Origin of the sequence: Azohydromonas australica DSM 1124, from assembly GCF_000430725.1 — a bacterium.
Taxonomy (GTDB): Bacteria; Pseudomonadota; Gammaproteobacteria; order Burkholderiales; family Burkholderiaceae_C; genus Azohydromonas; species Azohydromonas australica.
Genome location: NZ_AUMO01000104.1, coordinates 1 through 21,598 on the forward strand (window position 1 = coordinate 1; position 21,598 = coordinate 21,598).

19 protein-coding genes and 4 pseudogenes are annotated in these 21,598 nt (G+C 64.3%); 8 read left to right on the top strand and 15 right to left on the bottom strand.

All coding sequences use genetic code 11. From position 1 onward, the window contains the following. Nucleotides 1-179: 179 nt before the first annotated feature. Both H537_RS43535 and H537_RS0116365 read right to left on the bottom strand, forming a co-directional pair. A pseudogene (locus H537_RS43535) lies at nt 180-368 on the bottom strand (transposase domain-containing protein); the annotation flags it as partial. Nucleotides 369-407: 39 nt separating this feature from the next. Then, a complete protein-coding gene (locus H537_RS0116365) occupies nt 408-1,826 on the bottom strand; it encodes a transposase (RefSeq protein ID WP_156901766.1) in 1,419 nt (472 codons plus the stop codon). Nucleotides 1,827-1,907: 81 nt separating this feature from the next. Here H537_RS0116365 and H537_RS52980 point away from each other — a divergent pair, with 81 nt between their 5' ends. The 4 genes from H537_RS52980 (at nt 1,908) to H537_RS0116380 (ending at nt 5,582) form a co-directional block, all read left to right on the top strand. Next, complete coding sequence (locus H537_RS52980) at nt 1,908-2,213, top strand: DUF6788 family protein (RefSeq protein WP_156901767.1); 306 nt, start codon at nt 1,908-1,910, stop codon at nt 2,211-2,213. 195 nt (nt 2,214-2,408) lie between these two features. Further along, the gene (locus tag H537_RS0116370; protein WP_028998752.1) at nt 2,409-3,635 is read left to right on the top strand and encodes a tyrosine-type recombinase/integrase; all 1,227 of its coding nucleotides are present in this window, start codon (nt 2,409-2,411) and stop codon (nt 3,633-3,635) included. Continuing rightward, nucleotides 3,632-4,588: a tyrosine-type recombinase/integrase gene (locus tag H537_RS0116375; protein WP_028998753.1), complete on the top strand. Its 957-nt coding sequence runs from the start codon at nt 3,632-3,634 to the stop codon at nt 4,586-4,588. The genes H537_RS0116370 and H537_RS0116375 overlap by 4 nt, the downstream gene beginning before the upstream one ends. Further along, a complete protein-coding gene (locus tag H537_RS0116380; protein WP_084150721.1) occupies nt 4,581-5,582 on the top strand; it encodes a tyrosine-type recombinase/integrase in 1,002 nt (333 codons plus the stop codon). The genes H537_RS0116375 and H537_RS0116380 overlap by 8 nt, the downstream gene beginning before the upstream one ends. Nucleotides 5,583-5,680: 98 nt before the next feature. On the opposite strand, the pseudogene tnpC (H537_RS43540) reads toward H537_RS0116380, so the two are convergent. The 4 genes and pseudogenes from tnpC (H537_RS43540) to H537_RS52985 form a co-directional block, all read right to left on the bottom strand. Further along, nucleotides 5,681-7,123, bottom strand: a pseudogene (gene tnpC / locus H537_RS43540) (IS66 family transposase); the annotation flags it as partial. Nucleotides 7,124-7,184: 61 nt separating this feature from the next. Then, nucleotides 7,185-7,529 (bottom strand): IS66 family insertion sequence element accessory protein TnpB, encoded by a 345-nt coding sequence (gene tnpB / locus H537_RS0116390; protein ID WP_028998755.1) that lies wholly within the window; start codon nt 7,527-7,529, stop codon nt 7,185-7,187. Further along, the gene (locus H537_RS0116395; protein ID WP_028998756.1) at nt 7,526-7,951 is read right to left on the bottom strand and encodes a transposase; all 426 of its coding nucleotides are present in this window, start codon (nt 7,949-7,951) and stop codon (nt 7,526-7,528) included. Before H537_RS0116395 ends, tnpB (H537_RS0116390) begins: the two co-directional genes overlap by 4 nt. Before the next feature lie 421 nt (nt 7,952-8,372). Beyond that, complete coding sequence (locus H537_RS52985) at nt 8,373-8,864, bottom strand: MDR/zinc-dependent alcohol dehydrogenase-like family protein (protein ID WP_156901768.1); 492 nt, start codon at nt 8,862-8,864, stop codon at nt 8,373-8,375. Between the two features lie 434 nt (nt 8,865-9,298). Between H537_RS52985 and tnpA the strand changes: the two genes are divergently transcribed. The 3 genes from tnpA to tnpC (H537_RS0116415) are packed head-to-tail and all read left to right on the top strand — an operon-like array spanning nt 9,299 to nt 11,615. Then, complete coding sequence (gene tnpA, locus H537_RS0116405) at nt 9,299-9,631, top strand: IS66 family insertion sequence element accessory protein TnpA (RefSeq protein ID WP_028998757.1); 333 nt, start codon at nt 9,299-9,301, stop codon at nt 9,629-9,631. Beyond that, entirely contained in the window at nt 9,631-10,023 is a 393-nt protein-coding gene (tnpB, locus tag H537_RS43550) for an IS66 family insertion sequence element accessory protein TnpB (RefSeq protein ID WP_051242773.1), read from the top strand. Before tnpA ends, tnpB (H537_RS43550) begins: the two co-directional genes overlap by 1 nt. After that, nucleotides 10,023-11,615, top strand: a complete 1,593-nt coding sequence (tnpC, locus tag H537_RS0116415; RefSeq protein ID WP_043459005.1) for an IS66 family transposase — start codon at nt 10,023-10,025, stop codon at nt 11,613-11,615. The genes tnpB (H537_RS43550) and tnpC (H537_RS0116415) overlap by 1 nt, the downstream gene beginning before the upstream one ends. Here tnpC (H537_RS0116415) and H537_RS51190 read toward each other — a convergent pair. From H537_RS51190 to H537_RS0116445, 6 genes are all read right to left on the bottom strand, one after another. Then, complete coding sequence (locus H537_RS51190; protein ID WP_084150724.1) at nt 11,542-12,786, bottom strand: pyridoxal phosphate-dependent decarboxylase family protein; 1,245 nt, start codon at nt 12,784-12,786, stop codon at nt 11,542-11,544. The genes tnpC (H537_RS0116415) and H537_RS51190 overlap by 74 nt on opposite strands. Nucleotides 12,787-12,803: 17 nt before the next feature. Beyond that, a complete protein-coding gene (pabB, locus tag H537_RS43555) occupies nt 12,804-14,042 on the bottom strand; it encodes an aminodeoxychorismate synthase component I (RefSeq protein ID WP_051242775.1) in 1,239 nt (412 codons plus the stop codon). A 140-nt stretch (nt 14,043-14,182) separates the two neighbouring features. Continuing rightward, on the bottom strand, nt 14,183-14,995 hold the full coding sequence (locus H537_RS0116430) for a formylmethanofuran dehydrogenase subunit C (protein WP_028998759.1): 813 nt from the start codon (nt 14,993-14,995) through the stop codon (nt 14,183-14,185). Beyond that, on the bottom strand, nt 14,992-15,930 hold the full coding sequence (fhcD, locus tag H537_RS0116435; RefSeq protein WP_051242777.1) for a formylmethanofuran--tetrahydromethanopterin N-formyltransferase: 939 nt from the start codon (nt 15,928-15,930) through the stop codon (nt 14,992-14,994). The genes H537_RS0116430 and fhcD overlap by 4 nt, the downstream gene beginning before the upstream one ends. Further along, nucleotides 15,906-17,588: a formylmethanofuran dehydrogenase subunit A gene (locus H537_RS0116440; protein WP_028998761.1), complete on the bottom strand. Its 1,683-nt coding sequence runs from the start codon at nt 17,586-17,588 to the stop codon at nt 15,906-15,908. Before H537_RS0116440 ends, fhcD begins: the two co-directional genes overlap by 25 nt. Continuing rightward, a complete protein-coding gene (locus H537_RS0116445) occupies nt 17,585-18,829 on the bottom strand; it encodes a molybdopterin-binding domain-containing protein (RefSeq protein ID WP_028998762.1) in 1,245 nt (414 codons plus the stop codon). The genes H537_RS0116440 and H537_RS0116445 overlap by 4 nt, the downstream gene beginning before the upstream one ends. 426 nt (nt 18,830-19,255) lie before the next feature. Here H537_RS0116445 and H537_RS0116450 point away from each other — a divergent pair, with 426 nt between their 5' ends. Then, nucleotides 19,256-19,864, top strand: coding sequence for an amino acid kinase family protein (locus tag H537_RS0116450; RefSeq protein ID WP_028998763.1), 609 nt, complete (start codon nt 19,256-19,258; stop codon nt 19,862-19,864). Nucleotides 19,865-19,940: 76 nt separating this feature from the next. On the opposite strand, the gene H537_RS0116455 is transcribed toward H537_RS0116450, so the two are convergent. The 3 genes and pseudogenes from H537_RS0116455 to H537_RS43565 all read right to left on the bottom strand — a co-directional run. Continuing rightward, nucleotides 19,941-20,636 (bottom strand): (5-formylfuran-3-yl)methyl phosphate synthase, encoded by a 696-nt coding sequence (locus tag H537_RS0116455; RefSeq protein WP_028998764.1) that lies wholly within the window; start codon nt 20,634-20,636, stop codon nt 19,941-19,943. Beyond that, a pseudogene (locus H537_RS43560) lies at nt 20,633-20,908 on the bottom strand (DUF447 family spectrin-like domain-containing protein); the annotation flags it as partial. The pseudogene H537_RS43560 and the gene H537_RS0116455, both read right to left, overlap by 4 nt. Nucleotides 20,909-20,956: 48 nt before the next feature. Next, nucleotides 20,957-21,199: pseudogene (locus tag H537_RS43565) on the bottom strand (transposase domain-containing protein); the annotation flags it as partial. Between the last annotated feature and the right edge of the window lie 399 nt (nt 21,200-21,598).

The window sequence follows — 21,598 nt, forward strand, 5'->3', positions numbered from 1 at the left end:
CGGCACCTCCAGCTGCACCATGCCGACCCCCATGCGAGGCAGCACCAGGATCGAGGCGAGCATGTTGGGCTGCTTGGCGAAGATCTCGTCGGCCAGGCTGACCTTCTGTGCCTGGCCCATGCGCCTGACGTCGATGTCGGCCTGGACCATCACCGACTGCGTGATCACGCCCATCGTTCTCAGCCCGAGCGCCAACGGTGCGGCAGCAGTTCATCGAGCCGGTGGCTCGGGTGGGAGTAGATGCGCGCGAGCACGTCGCGAAGGTAGGCCCACGGGTCCAGACCGTTGAGCCGTGCCGACTGCACCAGGCTCATCACCACCGCCGCGCGTTGTCCGGCCAGCGCGCTGCCGGCGAACAGCCAGTTTTTCGCGTCATGCTCCACATAACTGGACAGTGCTGAGTTCTCCTACGCGGCCATGGCATCGATCTGATCGATGTCCGAGTGAAGGTCTTGCCGGTAGTAGGTGCTGGCGATTTTTCCGAGCTCGGGGACCAACGCGCATACTGGGAAAAATGTCGTGATCGAGGAGCGCAGCGCACTGGCGACAATCAGCTCGGAAGGCGGCATGGCCGGATTCATGGTGCGCAACCAACTGCGAAAGTGCACCCAGACCGCATCGGTGTGGTTCAGGGCCAGGTGCTGGAGCAGTCCCTGGGCGATGCATCCGAGCTGAACATGGACGTGGTAGGCGCGCAGCTTGCGGCGCACGGCCTGGCGGTAGGTATCGGAGGCTCGATGCAGATACTGTTGGCCACTGTCGCGGCGCACGGGCTTCATGCCGGCCATCCAGAAATGATAGGCGTAGGTGCCCAGGACATGAACGGCCTGGCGAAAGCCGAGCTCGATCTTGAAGCGGTAGCCGTAGAGTTGCAGCATCTGCAGCGGCTCGAGGGAAAGGTCCGTGCAGAGCAGGAAGATGGTCCCACGCGCCGGGTGGTGAACGATCACGAAGCGAACGAGGCGGGCCACGGGCCGCCACATGAGGTCCAGGGTGCGATAGCGTACGAGCACGCCACTGTCGCCGTAGACCGGGCTGGGTGCACTCTTGAACTCACGCCCGTCGCGAGCGAGTTCCTTGAGGCGGACCTTCTGGCCGTAGATCCTGGGTCGTCCTCTGGCGCGGCTCGCTGCCTTGGGCACCGGCATGTAAGCGACGACGTTGCTCTTGGCGCGCGTGAGCAGATGATGCTGCGCATTCAACAGGGGAACGATGACCTTTGCGCTGGCGTAGTAGGCGTCGGCCACGAGCAGGACTTGCCTGCCCCAGCCACGAGCGATCGAAAGCAGGAGTGCGACGAGCTTGTCCAGGAGGGACCTTGCATCCCGGTTGGAGAACACGACGCCTTCGTGGACGCGCGAGGTCAGCGGCACAGCGGCTGCTTGCCCGCCAGGGGCATGGACCAGCAGCGAGACGGCCTGCAGTGAATGGCCCATGATGAACTCAGGCTTGGAATTGTTCGACGATTGCTGATGCAACTTCTTGACGGCGGGCATGCGTTTGCCCTCCTTTGCGGCCTTGATGCCGTCGGCGAGACAGACCAGCCGGGAGCCGACCTCGAAGGGGCGGAACAAGACGATGCAAAGGCGTGTCCAGCAAGTGGTGAGAACATCGAGGTTCAGCGCCGTGCTGTGGAACAGGTGCAGGAGTCGATGGTAGGCCTGGCCACGAAAGTTCAAGACGCGCACGAAGCTGGTGACCCCGGCGTTGTCGGAGCGGCAGCACAAGCCCATCAATGCCAGGATCATCCAGAGGAAGGTGCGCATGCGGCCACACGCGGGCCGCAGAACCATTACTGCATGCAGCCACTCGTTCCATAGCGTCATGGGCAGGCCTCCCTGGCATGGCAAACGGCAACTGGGTTTTGCCATGAATACCCGCCGCGAAGCAACACTCGAATGACAGCAATGGAACAGGTCACGCGCGATCTGGTCGCACTTCGGTATCTGCGCCCAGGCAGCCTATTGAATCGATACGACGTCTGCGGCAATCCTGGTTGTCGCAAGGTCACCCCGCGTAAAATGCATGGCCCGTCCTGCTATGTCAGCCGCACACGCCAGAGCAAGAGCATCACCAAGATCTTCAAGCAAAAGAATTTGATTCAGGTGCAAAAGCAACTAAATAACCATGAACGTATGAAACCCCTGCTGGATCCCTGGATCGACCCGCCAACCGATCTCTCAACGCTCCATCCCAACAAAGAGGCCGACTGAATCTCATCGAGAACTTGGCACTCACCAGCACATAACATGAAAGAAATAATGCTCAGCTCGCTTTTATGCGAAGTCGCGCGATGCGGTGCTGACAGAAGGCCCGAAGCCAGCGGCCTGTGGGGCATCTGGTTGGTTCTGGACTTCGCATAAATACCGGCGTCTCCTGCGGGGCCAACCTGGCCTCAGGAGGCGATCATGGATGCATTCGATTTCCTTCATCCGACAGTCGCGTCGTGGCTGTGCGCGAGTCCGCTTGCGCTGTCGGCACAAGCCTATTGGTGTTACCTGACCGAGCGGCAGTACGCGCCCAGTACAGCGAAGGCGTACCTTTGTTGCCTCGCACACTTCGCGCGATGGGTTCATCAAGGTCGATATTCGCTGGATGACCTTGATCACACAATTGGGCGGTTCATCGATGAACACTTGCCACGTTGTAACTGTCCAGCCCCGGTGCAGCGCTGTCGCCACCAAGTTCGAACTGCACTGCAGCACCTTCGCGTAGTTCTCGGGGACTGCAGGATCGCGACAGACGAACATCAGGCCAACCCGATCGAAGCGGTGATGCACCGCTACGACGAGTACATGCAGCAGGCCAGGGGCTTGGCTCGAAGCACCTGTCTGCGGCGGCTGAAGATCGCCGAAGCATTGGTCTACCCGGCCGCTGCTGTGACACCGACTGCCGATCAGCTTCGACACTTTATCGCCCAGGAACTCGACCGCGTGTCGCCAGCCAGCGGAGGAACCATTGCCACGGCGCTGCGTAGCTACCTGCGCTTCCGAGCGTTCGAAGGCGACCGCGTCGAGCATTTGTTGCCGGTGATTGGATCGCCGGCGCAATGGCGCCTGGCGCCGCTGCCTCAGACGCTGTCGTGCGCCGATATTGAGCAACTGCTTGGTGCCTTCCCACCCGGACTGCCCTCGCGCCTTCGCTCCTATGCCATCGTGCGATGCATCGTGGACCTCGGGCTGCGCACTCACGAAGTCAGCAGCTTGGCGCTGGACGACATCGACTGGGCAGCCGGCACCTTACGCATCGTCAAGGGCAAATCCCGACGCGTGGACTTGATGCCTCTGCCACCGGCGACCGGCCGCGCGATTGCCGAGTACCTGCGAATGGAACGGCCTGCGACGACCAACCGACAGGTGTTCGTTCGGCATGTGGCGCCAGTGGACGAACCCGTAAGTCCGAACGTTGTCCGCAACACCGTGCGTAATGCCTATCGACGCTGTGGCTTGCCCTATACCCGGGTCCATATCCTGCGCCACACGCTGGCCGGCCGACTACTCGAGACCGGAGGCACGCTCAAGGAAGTGGCCGACGTACTGCGCCACCGACAGCTCGATACCTCCCTGATCTACGCCAAGGTCGACATGAATCGCCTTCGCGCTGTGATGATGCCTTGGCCGGGGAGCCCAGCATGAGCGCCGGAACGAAGCTGCAGGCTGCCGTGCAGCGCTACCTGAAGGAACGTCGGCAGCTGGGCTTCGAACTGAGGGCGCCGGCTACCGAGTTGATGCGGTTCGCCCGCTTCGCCGATGCCCGTGGCCACGAGGGTCCGTTGACGCGGGAGTTGCAGCTTGAATGGGCGCGGGAGCATGTGTTCAGAACCAGCACGGTGACCGCGGCGCGGAGGATAGAGATCCTGCGGCCCTTTGTGGCCTACTACCGGCAGTTCGAGGTGAACACCGAGGTGCTACCGACGCATGTGCTGGGCCGTGGTCATCGAAGGCTAGCGCCGCACATCTTCACCAACAAGGAGATTCTGCAACTACTTGAGCACGCCGAGCGCCTCGCGCCCAGCGGTGGCCTGCGTCCGCTGACGTACCGCACGTTGTTCGGACTGCTGGCCGCGGCCGGGCTCAGGCTGTCGGAGGCCTTGAAGTTGTGCGTTGGCGACGTCGACCTCAACGGCGCGACGATCACCGTGCGACAGACCAAGTTCCACAAGTCGCGCTGCCTGCCCATCCACGCCAGCGTGGTGCGGGCGCTGACGGAGTACCGCCGCATGCGCGACAGGTACGCCAATCCTGATCCCGGTGCGTCATTCTTCGTCTCGCACACCGGCGACTCTTTACCGGCGAATACGGTGGAGACCGTCTTCAATCGTTTGCGATCCGGGCTGGGGTGGCGCGCGCGAGGCGACCACGCCAACCCGCGCCTGCACGATCTTCGGCACACGATGGCCGTTCGGCGCGTTCAGCTCTGGCATGAGATGGGCGTATCTGTCGATCACGCGATGTTCTGGCTTTGTACCTATCTTGGGCACAGCAGGATTACCGACACCTACTGGTACCTCACCGGCGTGCCCGAGCTGATGGACATCATCGGCGCGCAGTTCGAGCGCTTCGCGCTCGCAGGGGGCGGCGATGAGTAAGTCCACATCACCGACCTTCGCAACCGTCGTGCAAGAGTTCTTCACCGACTACATGGTCCAGCAGCGAGCCCTGAGCCCGTGCACGGTGGCTTCGTACCGCGACACCTTCGTGCTGCTGCTGCGCTACGCGCAACAGCAGGGCAAGGAGCCGAACAGCCTGGAGCTGACAGACATCAGTCCGAAGTTCCTGCTTGGCTTCCTGGATCACCTGGAGCAGGAACGACACAACTCGGTGCGCAGCCGCAACATCCGGCTGGCGGCAGTGCGCTCGTTCCTGAAGTTCGCCGCAAGGCGCGACCCGGTGCACCTGGGCGTCATCGAGCAGGCCTTGGCCGTGCCGATGAAGCGCTTCGATCGCAAGATGGTGGGCTTCGTTCCCAGGGAACAAATGCTCGCCGTGATCGACGCGCCCAGCGATACCTGGATCGGGCAACGAGACCGGCTGATGTTCGTGCTGATGTTCAACACTGGGGCCAGGGTCTCAGAGATCGTCGGTGTTCGCGTGGCAGACGTCGTGCTCGGCCCGACGTCGAGCATCCGCCTGCACGGCAAGGGCCGCAAGCAGCGTTCGCTGCCTCTGTGGAAGACCACCGCCAAGGCGGTGCGTGATTGGCTCCAACTGAACCCACAGCTCCAGGCCGACTCGCCGCTACTGCCACGCCGTGACGGTGAGCCCATGACACGGGCCAACGTGGCGCATCGTCTGAAGCTCGCCGTGCAGCTCGCCTCCCAGAAGTACCCCGACCTGGCCAGCATGTCGGTGTCTCCCCACATGGTTCGGCACGCAACCGCAATGAGCTTGCTTCAGTCAGGCGCCGATCCTTGCGAGATTGCCTTGTGGCTTGGTCACGAGAGTCCAGCGACAACGCATATGTATGTCGAGGCGGACTTGGCCATGAAGGAGCGGGCATTGGCGCGGTTAAAGGCGCCGGACGTCAAGCCGGCAAAGTACCGGCCGTCCAAAGCCTTGATGGCGTTCCTGCAGGCACTGTGATTATGCGGAGCGGCGGCGGCATGAGCACGTCTCCGCTCCCTCTGTCTGACCAGAGCGTTGGCACTCCGACTTCGCATAAAAGCGAGCTGAGCATTATTCGCGCCGAGCTTCCAGGGCTTGACCTGGCGCTCGATCAGGTTGTTGTCCACCGCCACCGCGCCATCGTCCAGGTGCAGCGTCAGTGCCTTCCAGGCGTTGAGGCTGTAGTCGATCGCCCCAGCGATCTTGCCCCCGTCGAGCACCTGCGTGCGCTGCAGCTTGAGCCAGACCTCGAACTCGTCCCACAGCGGCTTGCTCAGCGCCTGCCGTGCCTGCCGGCGCTCGTCCTGGCTCATCTCGGCGAGGGCCGCCTCGGCATGGTAGATCCGAGCCCAGCGCCGCAGCGCCTCGGTAGCCACCGCGCTGGCACTGCTGCCGCCGCGGCTGAGCTCCTCGAAGCGCCTCCTCGCATGCGCAGCACACGCCGCCGACTTGCGTTGCGGGTAGAGCTTGGCATCCAGCACGGCGTTGTAGGCCGCGTACTGGTCGGTGATCAAGGTGCCGCTCCACGCCGGCTCAGGTGCCGGCGGCCCCTTGCCACCGAGGAAGGCCACCGGGTACTGCGACCCTCTTCCCAGGCAGAACTCGTAGATCACGCCCGGATGCGGGTCGTGGTGGCTACGTGCCCAGGCCCAGACGTAGGCCTTCTTCGTCTTGCCGGCGCCCGGGTCCAGCAGCGGCACCGGCGTCTCGTCGGCATGCAGCACCCGGCAGCCCAGGATGAAGCGCCGCTGCAACTCGTACAGGGGTTCCAGCGCCGCGCCGCCGGCGCCGCCCCAGGCGGCCAGCGTGGAGCGCGGTGTGTGCACGCCCGAGCGCGCGTTGATGGGCTCTTGCCGGTAGTACGGCAGGTGGTCGACGAAGCGGCCGATCAGCGTGTGTGCCACCAGTCCGCTGGCCGGGATGCCGCCGTCCACCACGTCCGGCTCGGCCGGCTCCTGGTGGATCTCCTGGCAGCACCTGCAAACCCACTTGCCGTAGACGTGCCGGTGCACGAAGAACCTGGCCGGGATGATGTCGAGCTTCTCGCTCACGTCCTCGCCGATGCGTTGCATCGGCTGGCCGCATTCCGGGTTGGGGCAGTCGGTGCTCTCGGGCTCGTGGCGGTGCTCGACGCGCTCCAGGTGCTCGGGCAGCTTCTCGCGGCGCGGCTTGCGCGGCGGCGCCTTCGCTGTCCTGGGTGCCTCGGCCAGCCCGCGCTGCAGTTCGGCCAGCTTCGCCTTCAGGCTGGCCTCGTCCTCGACCATGGTCTCGGCGAACAGCAGCCGCTGCGATGCCGTCATCGCCTCGGTCCTGGCATCGAACTTCCAGCGGCGCAGCCGTGCGAGCTCGAAGTTGAGCTTGTCGATCCTCACATCCCGCCAGGCGATCTCGCGGTCGCGGTGGGCCAGCTCCTGGGCATGAGCCTGGGCCTGCCGCTGCAGCCGTGCGATCAGCGCGGCCACCTCGGCCGGCAGGCTCGTCAGATCGATGGCGGCGGCTTCATCGGGCATGTGCCGCATGGTGCCGCATCGAGCAGCGCAGTGCCATCGGCACTTGCGCTGTCAACGTCCGCGTCACCGATCAGCAGCGTCGGATGGTGCTGAGCTCACCCAGGCGCTGCCAGGGCAGGCCAAGCGTCAGCGCCTCGAACTGCTGAGCGCTGAGCTGCAAGGCCGGCGCCGCCGAGCCCGGCTCGCGGGTGTGCCAGACGAAGCGGCCGGTGTGCAGCCGACGCGTGGCACACCACACGCCGAAGCCGTCGTGAACGAGCAGCTTCAGCCTGCTGGCCCGTGCATTGGCGAAGACGTAGCCATGGTGCGCCTGGGCCTCGCCGAGCGTGTTGACGACAACCGCCAGCAGCCGGTCAGCGCCGGCGCGCATGTCCTGTGGTTGGCTGCACAGCCACAGTGCGTCAATGCGGATCATTCCTTGAAGGCCGCGGCGGCCAGTTCCTGCAGCCAGGCGGCGCACGATGCGGCATGCGTCGCCGGCCAGCGCACGCACAGCAGCGTGCCGCCGCGGGTGAGCTCGACGTGGATGTCCGAGGTACTGCCTGTCGTGGCTTCGTCGGCGGCAGGGGCTGCAGACTCGAACTCGACAGGGATGAACTGCACCGGTGCAGCGGCCGGCTCACCGGCGGCGGGCAGTGCGCGGGTCGCAGTGGTCCTCGGCGCGGGCAGCCCGGTACGCTTGATGCCACGACCAACCAGCCACTTGCGCAGAAGATTGACGTTCAGCCCGTGGGCCAGCGCGATGGCCGCCACGGATGCGCCGGGCTGCTCGCACTCGGCCAGGACCTGTGCCTTGAACTCGGCGCCATGTACACGCCTCTGGGATTTGGGTTGCATAGGTGCCCACCTGTTCGGAATTGGTGGGCACCATCGTCACGAGCGCTTTCGCGCCGTTCAAGATGGAGCGGCTGGACGCTCACACTATTTCAGAAGCGACCGCCTATCGTCAGCAGCGCGGTCGGCTCGATCGGACGCTGTCTGATCAGTGCAGCCATGCAACGGTTGGGCTGGCAAGGGATCGCTTCGATTGCTTTGCGGCCTTCCGAACTACCCTACTTATCCACGTAGATGCGAGTCCTGGGCCATGTGATGTCCGACAAATGACAGCCTGGTGACGTGAGTAACCAGCAGCTGCAGGGCCAGATATGCGAGCTGTGCGCACATGCTGGATGCCCATTGGCCGGCACTGTCATGGCAATCCGTGTTATGTCAAATTTTGTTGATAACGCAACGTGCTTGATACGTTTCACTTGACTTATCAGCGGTTCACGTCCACCACAACGCGACCGTGCAGGCGGCCGTCCAGCAGATCCGCAGAGGCCGCAATGGCGTCACCCAGCACGATGTCATGCGCCAGCTCCGACAGCAGCTCCTCCGGCACGTGTGCCGCCAGCAGCGACCACGCCCGCTCGCGCAGCGCATTGAGTACAAACACGCAGTTGATGCCGTACAGGGTGTACGCCGTGCAGGATAAAGGGGAACACGCTGTCGGGGAAGTCGCCGCCCTGCGCCATGCCACAGGCCGCGACAGCACCGTTCCAGCGCGTGCGGGCACAGGAGTTGGCCAGTGTGGGCTGCCCACCGTGTCCACCACGCCGGCCCATGTCTCGCTCCGCAGTGGCCGTTCCGGCCGCGCCAGCTCCTCGCGATCGACCATCACGCCGGCACCGAGCCGGCGCAGGAAATCGCAAGCCTGGGGCCGCCCGGTTGACGCGTGGACCTCGAAGCCAAGCCTGTCCAGCAGATGCACGGCGGCCATTCCACTTAAAGACGCCCAGCGCAGGGACGTTGCAAAACGCGCCGAATGGCTGCCAGGCTAAGCATTACATCGTGATCGCTTGTGGCCCAGGAGCATACGCTGATGCGCATTGCTACTTGACCCTGCCACAGAGTCAGTCCGCACCAGCATGTGCCATCTTTCTGCACATCGGCAACGACCCGTCGTGTGTCCGATGCGCTGCCAAAGCTAACCAGCACCTGATTGAGCACGACATCGTTGAGGACTTTCGCGCCAAGATTCTGCAAGCCTTGTGCAAAGTGCCGGGCATGCCGGCAGCTTCGCTCCACCAGTTCTGCAACCCCGCTTCTTCCCAACGTTCGTAAGCGGTCAGCGTGCGGCGTTCTTCACCACGGCGGGGCCATCCGAACAATGCCCTCATCGGTAACGCATGAGGAGCAACGAAGATGGAAGCAGGCAGGCAAGTCGTCAAGCGGCGGCGTCTGGACCAGCCGGCATGGCGCGAGGTGCTGCAGCGCTTTGATGGCGCGGGCATGACGGTGGAGGACTTCTGCCGTGCTGAAGGGCTGTGCCGCAGCAGCTTCACTCGCTGGCGCCGACGGCTGCGCACGCCAGCTGAAGCGGCCCGGCCGGTGGCGGTGAAGGCGACCAGGCAAGAAGCACCGGCGGCGTTCGTGGATCTGGGGCTTCTTGGCAGCGCCGGCGCAGCGACGCTGCCTGCGCTGGACTTGCGCATCGAACTCGGCGGCGGTGTGGTGCTGCACCTGGTGAGGCGCTGATGTTCTTTCCCGAGGGCCGCATCCGCGTGTTCCTGTACGGCAAGCCCGTAGACATGCGCAATTCCTTCAACGGCCTCTATGCCCTGGCGCGCCATGGCCTGCAGCAGGACCCGTTGAGCGGGCACCTCTTTGTGTTCGTCAACCGCCGTGGCACGCAGGTAAGAATTTTGTATTTCGACCGCAGCGGCTGGTGTATTTGGTCGAAGCGTCTCGAGGCAGGGTGTTTCATCAGCGACTGGGCCGAGGTGTCGCACCGAGAGATGGACTGGACGGCGTTGAAGCTCATGCTCGAAGGCATCGAGCCGCGCCGCCGGGCCAAGCGCTACCAGCATGGCAGCGCAGCACCGGTGGGCACTGCAGTGCCGCTCACTTCCCCGGTAACATCGGTGTGATGTCGACCACGCTGCCTCAACGAACATCCACTGCTGCTGATGCGGCCGTGTTGGATGTGCAGCAGCTCGCAGCGTTGGTGCAGCGCCAGGCCGAGCTCATCGAGGCACAACAGCGTCAGATCGACTGGTTCAAGCGCCAGCTGTTCGGGCGCAAGAGCGAGCGCTTCGTGCCGCCGCCCGACCCTCAGCAGCTGCACCTGGGGCAGTTGCTGGGGGATGTGCCCGCCACGCCTGCAGCCGACGAGCCCGCCAGCGAGGTCGGTTCGCACAAGCGTCGCAAGCCGCGCAGCGACTTCGCCGACGACGGCGTGGGCGTGTCGTTCTTCGACGAGACGAAGGTACCGGTGCACACCATCGAGGTGACCAACCCCGAGGTTCAAGCGCTCACTCCCGGGCAGTACGAGATCATCGGCGAGAAGGTCAGCTATCGGCTGGCACAGCGCCCGGGGGCGTATGTGGTACTCAAGTACGTGCGCCCGGTCATCAAGCGGCTCGACACCCTGACGCTGCACTGCGCGAGCGCCCCTGACGGCGTCATCGAAGGCAGCCGAGCCGACGTGAGCTTCATCGCTGGTTTGCTGCTGGACAAATTCGCCTGGCACCTGCCCTTGTACCGTCAGCACCAGCGCCTGCTTGACGCGGGCTTCAAGCTCAGCCGTGGCTGGCTGACGCAACTGGTGCAGCAGGCGGCGCAGCTGCTGCAGCCGATCTACGAGGCGCAGTTCGAGTCCATCCGCATGTCCCGGGTCAAGGCCATGGACGAAACGCCCATCAAGGCCGGGCGCGCCAGCGCGGGCAAGATGCGCGCGGGCTACTTCTGGCCCGTGTACGGCGAGCTCGACGAGGTCTGCTTCCCGTACTTCGAGTCCCGGCGCCACGAGCACGTGCAAGAGGCCCTGGGACTTCGCAACGTGCCAGGTGCGGTGCTGCTATCCGATGGGTACGAGGCTTACGGCCAGTACACCAAGAAGACCGGTATCACCCACGCCCAGTGCTGGGTTCATTGCCGGCGCAACGTCTTCGAAGCCCAGAACGCGGAGCCACAGGTAGCCGCCGAGGCCCTGCGCCAGATCGGCGCTCTCTACAAAATCGAGGATGACATCCGCGAGAAGAAGCTCAGCGGCGAGGCCAAGCGGCTGCACCGTCTCACGCACAGCAAACCTCTGGTAGAGAAATTCTTCGAGTGGGTCGATCAGCAGTTCGAGAGCCAAGGTTTCCTGCCCAGCAATCCAATGACCCAGGCCTTGGCCTATGCGCGCGATGCCCGAGCGGCGCTGGAGGTGTTCCTGGCGGACCCCGGCGTGCCCATGGACACGAACCATCTCGAACGAACGTTGCGTGCGATACCGATGGGCAAGAAGAATTGGTTATTTTGTTGGACTGAGGTTGGCGCCCAGCACGCTGGCATCGTGCAGAGTTTGATCGTAACGTGCCGGCTGCACGGCATTGACCCGTACACCTACCTCGTGGATGTGCTGCAACGCGTGGGGGTTCACCCGGCGGCGCGCGTGGCCGAACTCACACCACGGCTGTGGAAGCAGCACTTTGCCGACAAGCCGCTGCGATCAGCCTTGCACGGGGTGACCGTTTAGACAAGAACGCCGCTGGGCGAGCGCTTACCAACGTTCGCAGTACCGCCCAGATATCCACTCCGCGCGCTCGCCTCGAAAGCTCTGGCGTGAACGCGGAAGGCGTGCGAAGGGATCCCTGCTCGGGAAAGTATTCGGCAGACACAGCCATCGCGGCCCGCAACGCATTGGCGTCGCGCACAAAGGCGAGCCCACTATCGTATGGCACGTTCAGCCATTTGTGTGCATCGCAGGCCCAGGAATCGGCGCGGTTGATTCCAGCCGTCAGCAGCGCCTGTCGGGAACTCGCGCTGGCCCACAGTCCGAACGCGCCGTCGACATGGACCCAAGCACCTGTTGAATGCGCCAAGTCGATCAGCTCATTAAACGGATCAAACGCCCCCGTATTAACGTTCCCAGCCTGCAGACAGACGATGGCAGGACCGCCGAACGTCGGCCACTTGTCGGCTCGCATGCGTCCTTGGGCGTCCACTGGCACACGCAGCACCCGCCGGCGCCCCAGGCCCAAAAGTCCGAGTGCCTTGAACAGCGTTGGATGAGCCTCGTCACCGACAAGAACCGTGATCGCAGGAGCCCCGAAGAGCCCATCCGCATCGACATCCCAGCCCTGCTGGCGCAGCAATGCATGACGCGCGGCGGCCAATGCACTGAAGTGAGCCATGGTCGTGCCTGTGACGAAGGCACCGGCGGCGTGTTCAGGCAGTCCGAATAACTCCAGCAACCACCGCAACGCAACGCGTTCGATCTCCGCGGCGGCAGGAGCAGCGCTCGGTAATGCCGTGTTCTGGTCCCACGCCGTAGCGAGCCAGTTGGTCGCCACGCTCACTGGCAGTGCTCCACCATGGACAAAGCCGAAGAACCGCCCACCGGCGGTGGCCACCGTCGCAGGAGAGGCGATTTCGTCGAGCTGACACAGCGTCTTCGAGGCCGGCTGCGCCGCGTCCGGTAGCGGGATGTCCAGTTCAGCAAGTCGTTCCAAGGCGGCTGGAGTCGGCAGGACAGGCCGTGCGTCGCAACTCTCGAGGTAGCACGCCGCCCGTTGTGCAGCATCCAGCAGCAGGCCGCGGGTCTCTGCTGCCGAGTTGACGCCGCCTACGTCAGCCTCACCCAGAGTAAGAGACTGCTGTACATCCCAGTCTGTCCGGAGCCGGTCGGCAGCAAGGTACTCTTGCATCATGGCTGCTGTGGCGCTTACGAAGCGTGTAGTGCCAGTGCCCTTTTTCCCTGGCCCGTATCGCTGGTGCCATGGAGCCCTGTCAGGAAGCGGCCCTTGAGGCGGCATTCCTCGAACTCCGCGTCCGCCTGGCTGTCGAGCGTGATGCCGGCACCCAGCCCCATTTCCACCGAAGCAATGTCGTGCAATGGTGCGCTCAGCAGCGACGTGCGGATTGCCACCGACAGGCACAGGTCCGGACAGGTCTGACCGGGCTCCAGATCGAGCCAGCCGATCGATCCGGTATAGAGGCCCCGAGGCGTACTCTCCAGCTCGGCAATGAGCTCCATGGTCCGCTTCTTGGGTGCACCGGTGATCGATCCACAGGGAAAAGTGGCACGCAATAGCTCCGGCAGTCCTACGCCGGGGGCGATCTGTGCTTGCACGGTCGATGTCATCTGGAACACCGTGGGATGCGACTCGATGCCGAAGAGCTGCGGCACACGGACCGACCCGATGCGCGCGATACGGCCCAGGTCATTGCGAAGCAGGTCCACGATCATGAGGTTCTCGGCCCGGTTCTTGGTGTCCTCGCTCAGCCAGCGTGCCATCACGCTGTCGGCCTCAGCCACCTGCAGTCGGGGCGCTGTTCCCTTCATGGGCTTGGCCGTGATCAGTCCAGATTGGTGGCGCAGGAAGAGCTCAGGCGAACACGACAGCACAGCACCGCCTTCGGGCAGGCTCACGAAGGCGCCGTAGCTCACCGGCTGTCGCGTGCGCAGTCTCCTGTAAAGCGCCACGGGATGGCCCCAGCTTCGGCCCCTGACCCGGTACGTGTAGTTGATTTGATAGGTTTCGCCGTCCCGAATGGCGGCGTGGATGCCATCGATCGCGTCGGCAAAGTCCTGCCTGCTCACCGTCTCGCGCAGGTCGCATACACCCGCTGCACTGGGCTGGACCCGCCCACCGTCGAGGCGCTGCAGCCACGCATCGACCTCTTCCTTTGAAAGTCGTTGCAGGTTCCGGAACATCAGCAGTCGCAAGCAGGCACCCTCGTCGCCGGGTGCCCTTACCCCGTGCAACTTGGCGCCCCAGCTGTAGTCGACCAGCATCAAGGCATGGAGCCCGCTGTGCATGTCGGCCTGCGCAGCCGCCCAGGTCTGCTCCAGCGTTGCCGGATCGGTACAGCAGTGCTCGCGTACGAACCCAGTGTAGAGGCGACTCGTCGGCCTTTGAGCATTGGCATCCCGATCATCGAGCAATGCGAAAGTTTCCATGGCGGGCTTCCTCGGTTCAAGTTGTGCGACCCGCGCTCGGCGGCAGGGGGCACGGCGACCTTCCCGTTCGCGGTAACTTTGCCGAAGTCAACAAAGCAGTGCTTCCTTGATTTGCTGCCGTACCTTGACCGGGCGAGCGCCTATTGGATCAGCAGCAATTCTCCCTGCCCGCCTGCAGCCAGGTCGCCTGACAGACGCTGCACACGCTCGCCAGGCAAACTGGCAAAGGGCCCGCCGTGTCGTGCCAGCGTACGGCTAAGCAATTGCCAAAAGACATCGACGTTGTGGTATGTGGGCACAAACGTGGCGAGAGCATTGATCGCAGTGTCGCGGCATACCAGGCTGCCCCGGCGCATGCCCCATGCCGCGTGGCTGCCAAGCGCGCCGCCCACCGCGATCGTGCCGGCCACCATGCGCGAGGCAGCATAGTCGCCCGCATCCCCATGCACCAGCACCAGCCCGCGTCGCATGCGGTCCCCCAGCCGGGCTCCTGCTTGGCCGCGCACGACCAGGATGCCGCCCCGCATGCCTTCCATGCTGCCAGGCATGGGTGCGCCAGCGAAGTCACCAACGTCGCCGTCCACTTCCAGCAATCCGCCTTGCATTTCACAGCCCGCCAGCCGCCCGGCACTGCCGTGCACATGGATGCGGCCCGCACGCAGTCCACTGCCAACGTGGTCGCCGGCAGGTCCGTGCACTTCGATCAGGCCACCGTCCATGTTCCAGCCCATGCGATCGCAGCGGCGGCAGTCGCCTTCGATCACCAGCATGTCGTCTGGTCCATCGCTGTGCTCAATGCGAAACGCTTCAGTCAGCGCCAGCGCCTGGTTGCCCTGCCAGACGGGCAAGCGCTCCACCACGGACGGCCCTTGCCCCGCGAACTTCGAAGGCACGATGGCACGCATGTCCAGGCACAATGTCGGCACTTGTCGCAGTATCAGCCGCCAACTCATTGGGCTGCCTCCAGCAGGCCATGCAGGTGAAAATGGAAGGGCCCAAGCTTGCCGCCGTAATTGCCTGCCGACACGCGCAGAAGGCCGGACTCCGCACCGCGTGCGACAACTGCCTGCATCCCAGCGCGCATCGCGGCAGCCACGTCTGTGTTCGTCAGGCCGTCGATCACAATTTCCATCACGCAATGCTGTCCAGGCTGTAGCTCGCTGCGCGGCGACGTTGCCGCAAGCGCCGGGCAGAAGGCGTCGTTGGTCGAAGCCGGCAGTGCCTTGTACTTGCTACCCACCTTTGAGCCCGAGCGCACCACGCCGCCCGGAAAAGGCATGATCACGTCGGGCACCGAGCGCATGGCCAGCACGGCCAGTTCGGCCGCGCGCAGTGCGGACTCCACATCCTTGCCAATCAGCAACAGGTTGCCGCCACCCACGCCCTTGACCACAGGAGTGGTCTCCTGGGCCACGAACTCGCCGTCCATCACCGGCACGCGCCAGTAGCGACGGCCGTCGAGCACCTTGCTGATCTGCCAGCCGTCGCCAAAGAAACGAAGGTTCCTGCCCAGAGCGATGGCTTCGCCCTCTTCCAACCCAGCATACACCGCCGTCGTTGGACAGGTCAGCACGCACTGGCCCATGCGCTTTTCCACCTGCTTGGCGAGTTCCTTGCCGGACATGGAGAAGAGCAGCACCGACACGCCAGGCCGGCCGTCGGGGGTTTCGAGCGGGCCCATGTCCCGCTCGATGGCGGCCTCGCAGCCGCAGGCGATGACGGAGGTCGCGAATCCCGTGGCCGCCAAGGCGGCATGCCGCGCCCACGTGGCATCGTGCGCCGTGATCACCAGGCGCGTGGCCTTCATCGGAAACGCTTCGGCAAAGCTGTCGTCGATGAGGATACCGTTGACCTCAAGCTGTCTCACGCCTGTACCTCCTGAAAGCATTCGGCGGGCAGCAGCCGCCCGCCATTGCAGCAGGCACACAGTTCGTCTCGACTGATGGATGCATGACGCGGGCTGAGGCTGCCGTGGCGTCGGTGCCAATTCGCCAGCGTCTTCTCGATGCCTCGGTCGTACTCGGGCGTCGCGAAGTGTGTTCCTCCCACTGGCACGGCTACGATGCGGCCAGCCCGTGCCACGACCTGGCCGTCCTTGAACACCAGCTCAGGACGGGCAAACATTTCCTGCGGGTCGTTTTGCTGCCGGTAGACCGCAATGTCCGCCGCTGCACCCAGGCTTAGTCGTCCACGGTCGCGCAGTCCCAGCAGCCGCGCTGGTGCGGCCCGCGTGAGGATCGCGATTTCCTCCAGCGTGTATTCGCGGCTGATGGAGCGCAGTGCCGAATACGCCGCTACCTCTGGATGCAGCCTGGCAAGTTGCTCGTCGCGGAAGGACTTGTCCATGAGCAGCCGAATCAGGTGCGGGTAGCTCGTGAACGGCCCGCCGTTGGGGTGGTCAGTGGTCAGTGCCAGGCGCCAGGGATCGTCGATGAGCAGGAACAGCTCCAAGCCGATGCTCCACTGCAGCGCATTGACATAGCTTTGCTCCCGGTACCGGAACGGCACCACGCCGCAGCCGCCATCGCACTCGATATCGGCGCCAATCCACTTGCGGGGCTGCGCCAGCGCCGCCGTGGCGAGCTGGCTCATGGTGTCACCCGAGGCCGTGACGGTCTGTCCGAACATCACTTGCCCGACGTCAATGGAGATGTTCCGGTTCGCATTGACGACCTCTGCCAGCTGCAGCGCCGCGGAGGAGAACTTTTGAGGCCCATCGGTGCCGTAGCTGTGGAACTGCACGTGCGTGAGGTGCCCGGGCAGGCCTTCTAGAGCGTCGATCGTGGCGAGGGTCGAGTCGATGTTGCCTGCCACACCCAGGTTGCTGGCATGGATGTGCAGCGGATGAGGCAGCCCCAGTTCGGTCAATGCGCGCGCCAGCGTGTGCAGCACCCGGCGCGGCGTGACGCCCCAGTGCGCGTGCTCGCCGTCCACGTCAAGGCGACGCTGGTTGAACTTGAAGGCAGAGATCCCGCCCGGGTTGACCACCTTCACGCCCAGCGCCTTGGTGGCATCGATGCTCCAGCCCACGTAGTCGCGGATGCGCTCGAAGTCCTGTTGCTCGGCGAGCATCTGCAGGAACAACTCGTCGTTGCCCAGCATCACGTAGGCCCCGTGGTCCAGGATGGGGATGTCGCCCATCTCCAGATGCGCTTGACGTGCATTGCTGGCCACCATCGCGGGCTCGAACGCGGCGGTGTAGCCCATCTCCACGTAGCGGTAGCCGGTAGCTAGCGTCCCGGGCGCACAAGTGCCACAGGAATCGAGCTCCAGGGGGTTGTCAGGGCGCGGCACCGGATCGCGGCCCTGCCGATGGTCCTCAGGCAGCAGCAGCCGGGCCAGGTTCATCTTGCCGCCGCCAATGTGCGTGTGCAGATCGATCCCGCCTGCCATCACCACGCAACCCGAAACGTCAAACTCCTGGTCTACGGGTTCGCGAGGGTGCATGGCGGTGATGCGGCCATCGCGAATGCACAGGTCGCCCACCTCATTGACTCCGCTGGCCGGATCCACCACTCGGCCACCTCGCAGTCGTGCCGTGCTCATTGCAGCGCCTCCATCAGTCGTGACACCACCTGTGCCACCGTGGGCAAGCCGTCTTCGCGCAGCGGCTGCAGCGGCACCACCACGCCGCCGTCGGTACGAAACAGATGGCCGTACGAACCCACGCCCGGTGTCGATACCGGAATGAAAACCACGTCACCCTCGGGAACCTTGGTTGCGGGATGACCCAGCAGCACCAGCGGAATGGCAGACGCCGGCGGCGGCGTCGGCTCGAAGCTGTCCACCCAAAGCAACGCGTCGACCGCGCCATCGGCCAACAGTTGCCGCGCGTCGAAGCGCAGTGGATCGTATTCCAGGCCCAGCGGCGACACATGGGTTCGGATGGGCAGGCCCGACAGCCAAGTGTAGACCTGCTGCGCCGTGTAGCCGCCCTTGCTGCCGCCCAAGGCCAGCGACGCGGCGCGAGTGACGTGATTGAGCGTATCCACCAGGCGCTGCACGCCTTCGGCCAACAACGATCCGTGCTCGTTGAGTCGCCCCGGCTCCCAGACAATCACGGCATAGCGCGCAGCATGCAGCCGGTCGGCCAAGTCCTGCAGCGCAGGCACTGCGTGGGGAAGACGTTTCCTGGCCACCAGTGCGTTGAGCATCGCCAACGTGGTGAACAAATCGTCCTGCGGCAGCGTCTGTACCGTCACCCCGGGCCGGCCCTGCAGCGCCGCGTCGACCGAAGCCCCAAGGAAGACAACTTCGCGCTGCGCAACCAAGTCCTCGCCGATGCCTGCGCGGCGGAAGAATTCAGGATAGTGCTCGGTGGGATTTGTGCCAAGGCACACGATCAGGTCCGCACGGTTTCGCACCTCGGCCAGCGTCGTGTAGTAAACGCCGCGGTCCTGCTGTGCACGGGCGGCGTGGAATAGCGCACGTCCATGAGCGTGATCGGCCACGGCTCCCAGCCTCACACCAAGCCGGTACAGCGCACGTGCACCGGCGACATCGGTCGCCAGGCCGCCTATTAACGGCAGTTGCGCGCATCCGAGCCGACTTGCGGCGGCCGCAATGGCTTCCTCCAATGTGACGACACGCTGCCCCAGGAGAGGTGGCGCCTCGGCAGCGCAGGCTGCATGGTGCTCGAGGCCCTCTGCAGCGCGGGCGCAATCACTGCCTTGCAATTTCAGTCGGCCATGGGGCAACGAAGTCACAGTGAACCTGTCGCATAGCAGCGAGCAGAAAGGGCAGGTCCATTCCGCTGTCTCGCCTTGTCGATCACCAGGAACATTCATGCGCCCGTATGCGCAAGCTCCATGCCATACGGATCAAGCCAAGTGCGGCTCGTATCGGGGACACAGTGTGTGAACGGGCCTTCGCCAACCACCCCGTTGGAGCGAGACAGTATGTGAAGTCGCCGCAGGGTCCACGGCAACGCCGGGACGATGGCACGAAACATGAATCAGCACCTCACGAAGAAACTGGCGCTTCGCGCTCAACGGCGTCAATGGCTTACCCCCTGACAGCGTTCCATCGCATACCTCTGACGCGACGCTAGCCGAATCGAGCACGAGCACACCCGCGGCACCGAGCAGTTCTTCGGCCGACGTGTTGGTGGCATAGCTGCTCGCAGCGCCAGACGAAAGAGACAGGCGCGTACGCGCAGGTCCACATACTCAGCGTGGCGATAGCCGTGCTTTAGGCATCAGGAGCATTGAACAATGTGGATTGTCAACCTGGGAGATCGAATGCTGAGCGATCCACTGCTGCCCCGGTGTCTGGATCTGCTGGGTACTCTGGGCCGGGGCCGTGTCATCGTCGTACCCGGTGGCGGCGCCTTCGCCGAGCAGGCTCGCTTGGCTCAAGAACGCTGGGGCTTTGACAACTTGGCCTCGCACAATCTGGCAGTGCTTGCCATGACGCAGTCGGCACTGATGCTGCGAGCGTTACAGCCCCGGTTGCACCCGGTCAATCAGGACATGGACATTCGCTGTGCGCTCCAAAAAGGGCACACTGCGTTATGGATTCCATTGGCACTGTTACGCCAGCAACCCGACGAGCTTACCGACCTCGCAGCAGCCGCGGACACACTCGCGCTTTGGCTTGCACGACGCCTCCATGCCGAGCGACTCATCGTGCTGGGAGGACGCAGCATCGATGCCACGATGCCCTCGGCTGGGGCTAGCCACGTCGAGCCGGTGAACACGGACTGGCGTTTCACGCAAGCTGCACGCGATGCCGGATGCGTGGTCGAACGCATAGAGCACACGGATCTCGACCAGCTCCGCGACTTGCTGACTGACAACGGCTCCAAGTGCTGGGAGCACTGATGGCAATCCACGCGAGCATCCGCACACCCGGGCGCACTCGGCCACCTACAGATCTATCCCGTCGCAGGAATCGACTTCATGTCGCCGCCACACCAAAGCCGAAGTGAAGCGCAGCAGCCAGGTCTTGCACCAGGGCTGGGACCAGCACGCCACTGCGCGGGCCATCGCACACCGCGCTGCGAAATCCAGCAAAATCTGGTGCAAGCGCCGTCAAGCTCGGCACGTCCGCACGTCGTAATGCGCCAGCAAGACCGACCAGCTTGCCACTGCAGCGCACCTGCTCCACGACAGCTGCCAGCATGCTGGCATCGACGCAGTCGAAAAGGCTGCCGGCGAGCTTGTCAGCGGTGTCGAGCATCAAGGCCGGGAACGGCAGTTCGCAGGCATGGCGCAATAACGCCGCATCCACCCCCCGGTCGGCGATGAGCACGGGCACCACGGCTACGCCGCAGTGGGCCAGTGCGTCGAGCAGCAGTTCAGCTTCCCGGCCAGGTTCGACACCGACCTTCACATAGTCCACCGCACACGCTGCAACCTCACGCACGCGCTGGAGAATGTTCACGCGATCGTCCACGCGCCAGTCGCCGATGGTGGCGCTCACGGGCTGGCCGAAACCACGCTCGTGAAGCGACATCGCCACGCGTGCAATCGTCGCTGGTGCAAGCCCTCCCAAAGCGCCCGCGGCAGGCTCTTTGAGATCAATGAAATCAACGCCGCTGCTCGCGGCGGCCAAGGCTTCCGGTACATCTCGCACGCTGACAAGCAATTTCATTTCGCTGCCTCCCGCACGCGGCGTCGCGCCACCGCCTGCTGCAGCCAGCTCCAGGCCTCGTGCTCCTCGGATCCGGCGGTCTTGTCGATGGCGATCTGCAGGTAGCGCATCTCGCTCTCCACCTTCTCGCGCGGCAGCCGGTGCAGCCGGCTCACCAGCACTGCGCCCTCCATCACCGCGGCCTGCGCACGATTGAAGCCCATGAAGTCGCCGTGGCGCGCCTGGTGCACGCGCTCCATGCGCAGCACCGACCGCTGCGGATTGTCCGTAAGCGTCCTGCTGCACCACGTTGACGCGGTGTCCGAGGTGCGGCAGGCTCTTCAGCGCGCGGCGGCAGGCTGCCAGCGGTGGGGCAGCAATTCTTCGAGGCGGCTGTTGAGGTGGGTGGGCAGGCGTGCGAGCACGTCGCGCAGGTATTCCCACGGGTTGTGGCCATTGAGCCTTGCCGACTGAACCAGGCTCATCACCATCGCGGCGCGCTTGGCGGCGAGTTCGCTACCGAAGTACAACCACGCCTTTCGACCCATCGCCCAGCAGCGCATCTGCTGCTCCAGGTGGTTGTTATGTGTGCCTTGTCAAGGCACGGTTGATCCGTCGGTGAAAGTCCGACCCGGCCAACTCGCGCTCCGGCCGGAAGCACAAGGAGCGGTCCAGGAGGTAACGAATGGGCTGAAGCACTGCTTGAAAAGGCCTCGTAGGAGGCCAGCAGGCCATGCGGGCCGCAACGTGAGTGAACACTGAGCAGGCCTCGAAAAGTCGTCGTGGATGCCGACCCGCCATAACAACGGGGAAGGCCGTTGGCGGCGCCGAAGTGAGCGTGAAGAGCAGGCGCCGCGTCCACCGGGGTAGTGGTGGCAGCACGCATGGGTACAGATCGACCGTGCAACAAGGGAAGTCCGTGGTGGTGATCGACCGGCAGTTGATCAACGACGACCTCGTGAGGGGTGGAGTCGGCCGCTGCG

Coding starts and splice junctions, on each gene's coding strand:
- H537_RS0116365 (WP_156901766.1), bottom strand. CDS start 1,826: ATGACGCTATGGAACGAGTGGCTGCATGCAGTAATGGTTCTGCGGCCC.
- H537_RS52980 (WP_156901767.1), top strand. CDS start 1,908: ATGGAACAGGTCACGCGCGATCTGGTCGCACTTCGGTATCTGCGCCCA.
- H537_RS0116370 (WP_028998752.1), top strand. CDS start 2,409: ATGGATGCATTCGATTTCCTTCATCCGACAGTCGCGTCGTGGCTGTGC.
- H537_RS0116375 (WP_028998753.1), top strand. CDS start 3,632: ATGAGCGCCGGAACGAAGCTGCAGGCTGCCGTGCAGCGCTACCTGAAG.
- H537_RS0116380 (WP_084150721.1), top strand. CDS start 4,581: ATGAGTAAGTCCACATCACCGACCTTCGCAACCGTCGTGCAAGAGTTC.
- tnpB (WP_028998755.1), bottom strand. CDS start 7,529: ATGATCCGCATTGACGCACTGTGGCTGTGCAGCCAACCACAGGACATG.
- H537_RS0116395 (WP_028998756.1), bottom strand. CDS start 7,951: ATGCAACCCAAATCCCAGAGGCGTGTACATGGCGCCGAGTTCAAGGCA.
- tnpA (WP_028998757.1), top strand. CDS start 9,299: ATGGAAGCAGGCAGGCAAGTCGTCAAGCGGCGGCGTCTGGACCAGCCG.
- tnpB (WP_051242773.1), top strand. CDS start 9,631: ATGTTCTTTCCCGAGGGCCGCATCCGCGTGTTCCTGTACGGCAAGCCC.
- tnpC (WP_043459005.1), top strand. CDS start 10,023: ATGTCGACCACGCTGCCTCAACGAACATCCACTGCTGCTGATGCGGCC.
- H537_RS51190 (WP_084150724.1), bottom strand. CDS start 12,786: ATGCAAGAGTACCTTGCTGCCGACCGGCTCCGGACAGACTGGGATGTA.
- pabB (WP_051242775.1), bottom strand. CDS start 14,042: ATGGAAACTTTCGCATTGCTCGATGATCGGGATGCCAATGCTCAAAGG.
- H537_RS0116430 (WP_028998759.1), bottom strand. CDS start 14,995: ATGAGTTGGCGGCTGATACTGCGACAAGTGCCGACATTGTGCCTGGAC.
- fhcD (WP_051242777.1), bottom strand. CDS start 15,930: ATGCTTTCAGGAGGTACAGGCGTGAGACAGCTTGAGGTCAACGGTATC.
- H537_RS0116440 (WP_028998761.1), bottom strand. CDS start 17,588: ATGAGCACGGCACGACTGCGAGGTGGCCGAGTGGTGGATCCGGCCAGC.
- H537_RS0116445 (WP_028998762.1), bottom strand. CDS start 18,829: ATGAATGTTCCTGGTGATCGACAAGGCGAGACAGCGGAATGGACCTGC.
- H537_RS0116450 (WP_028998763.1), top strand. CDS start 19,256: ATGTGGATTGTCAACCTGGGAGATCGAATGCTGAGCGATCCACTGCTG.
- H537_RS0116455 (WP_028998764.1), bottom strand. CDS start 20,636: ATGAAATTGCTTGTCAGCGTGCGAGATGTACCGGAAGCCTTGGCCGCC.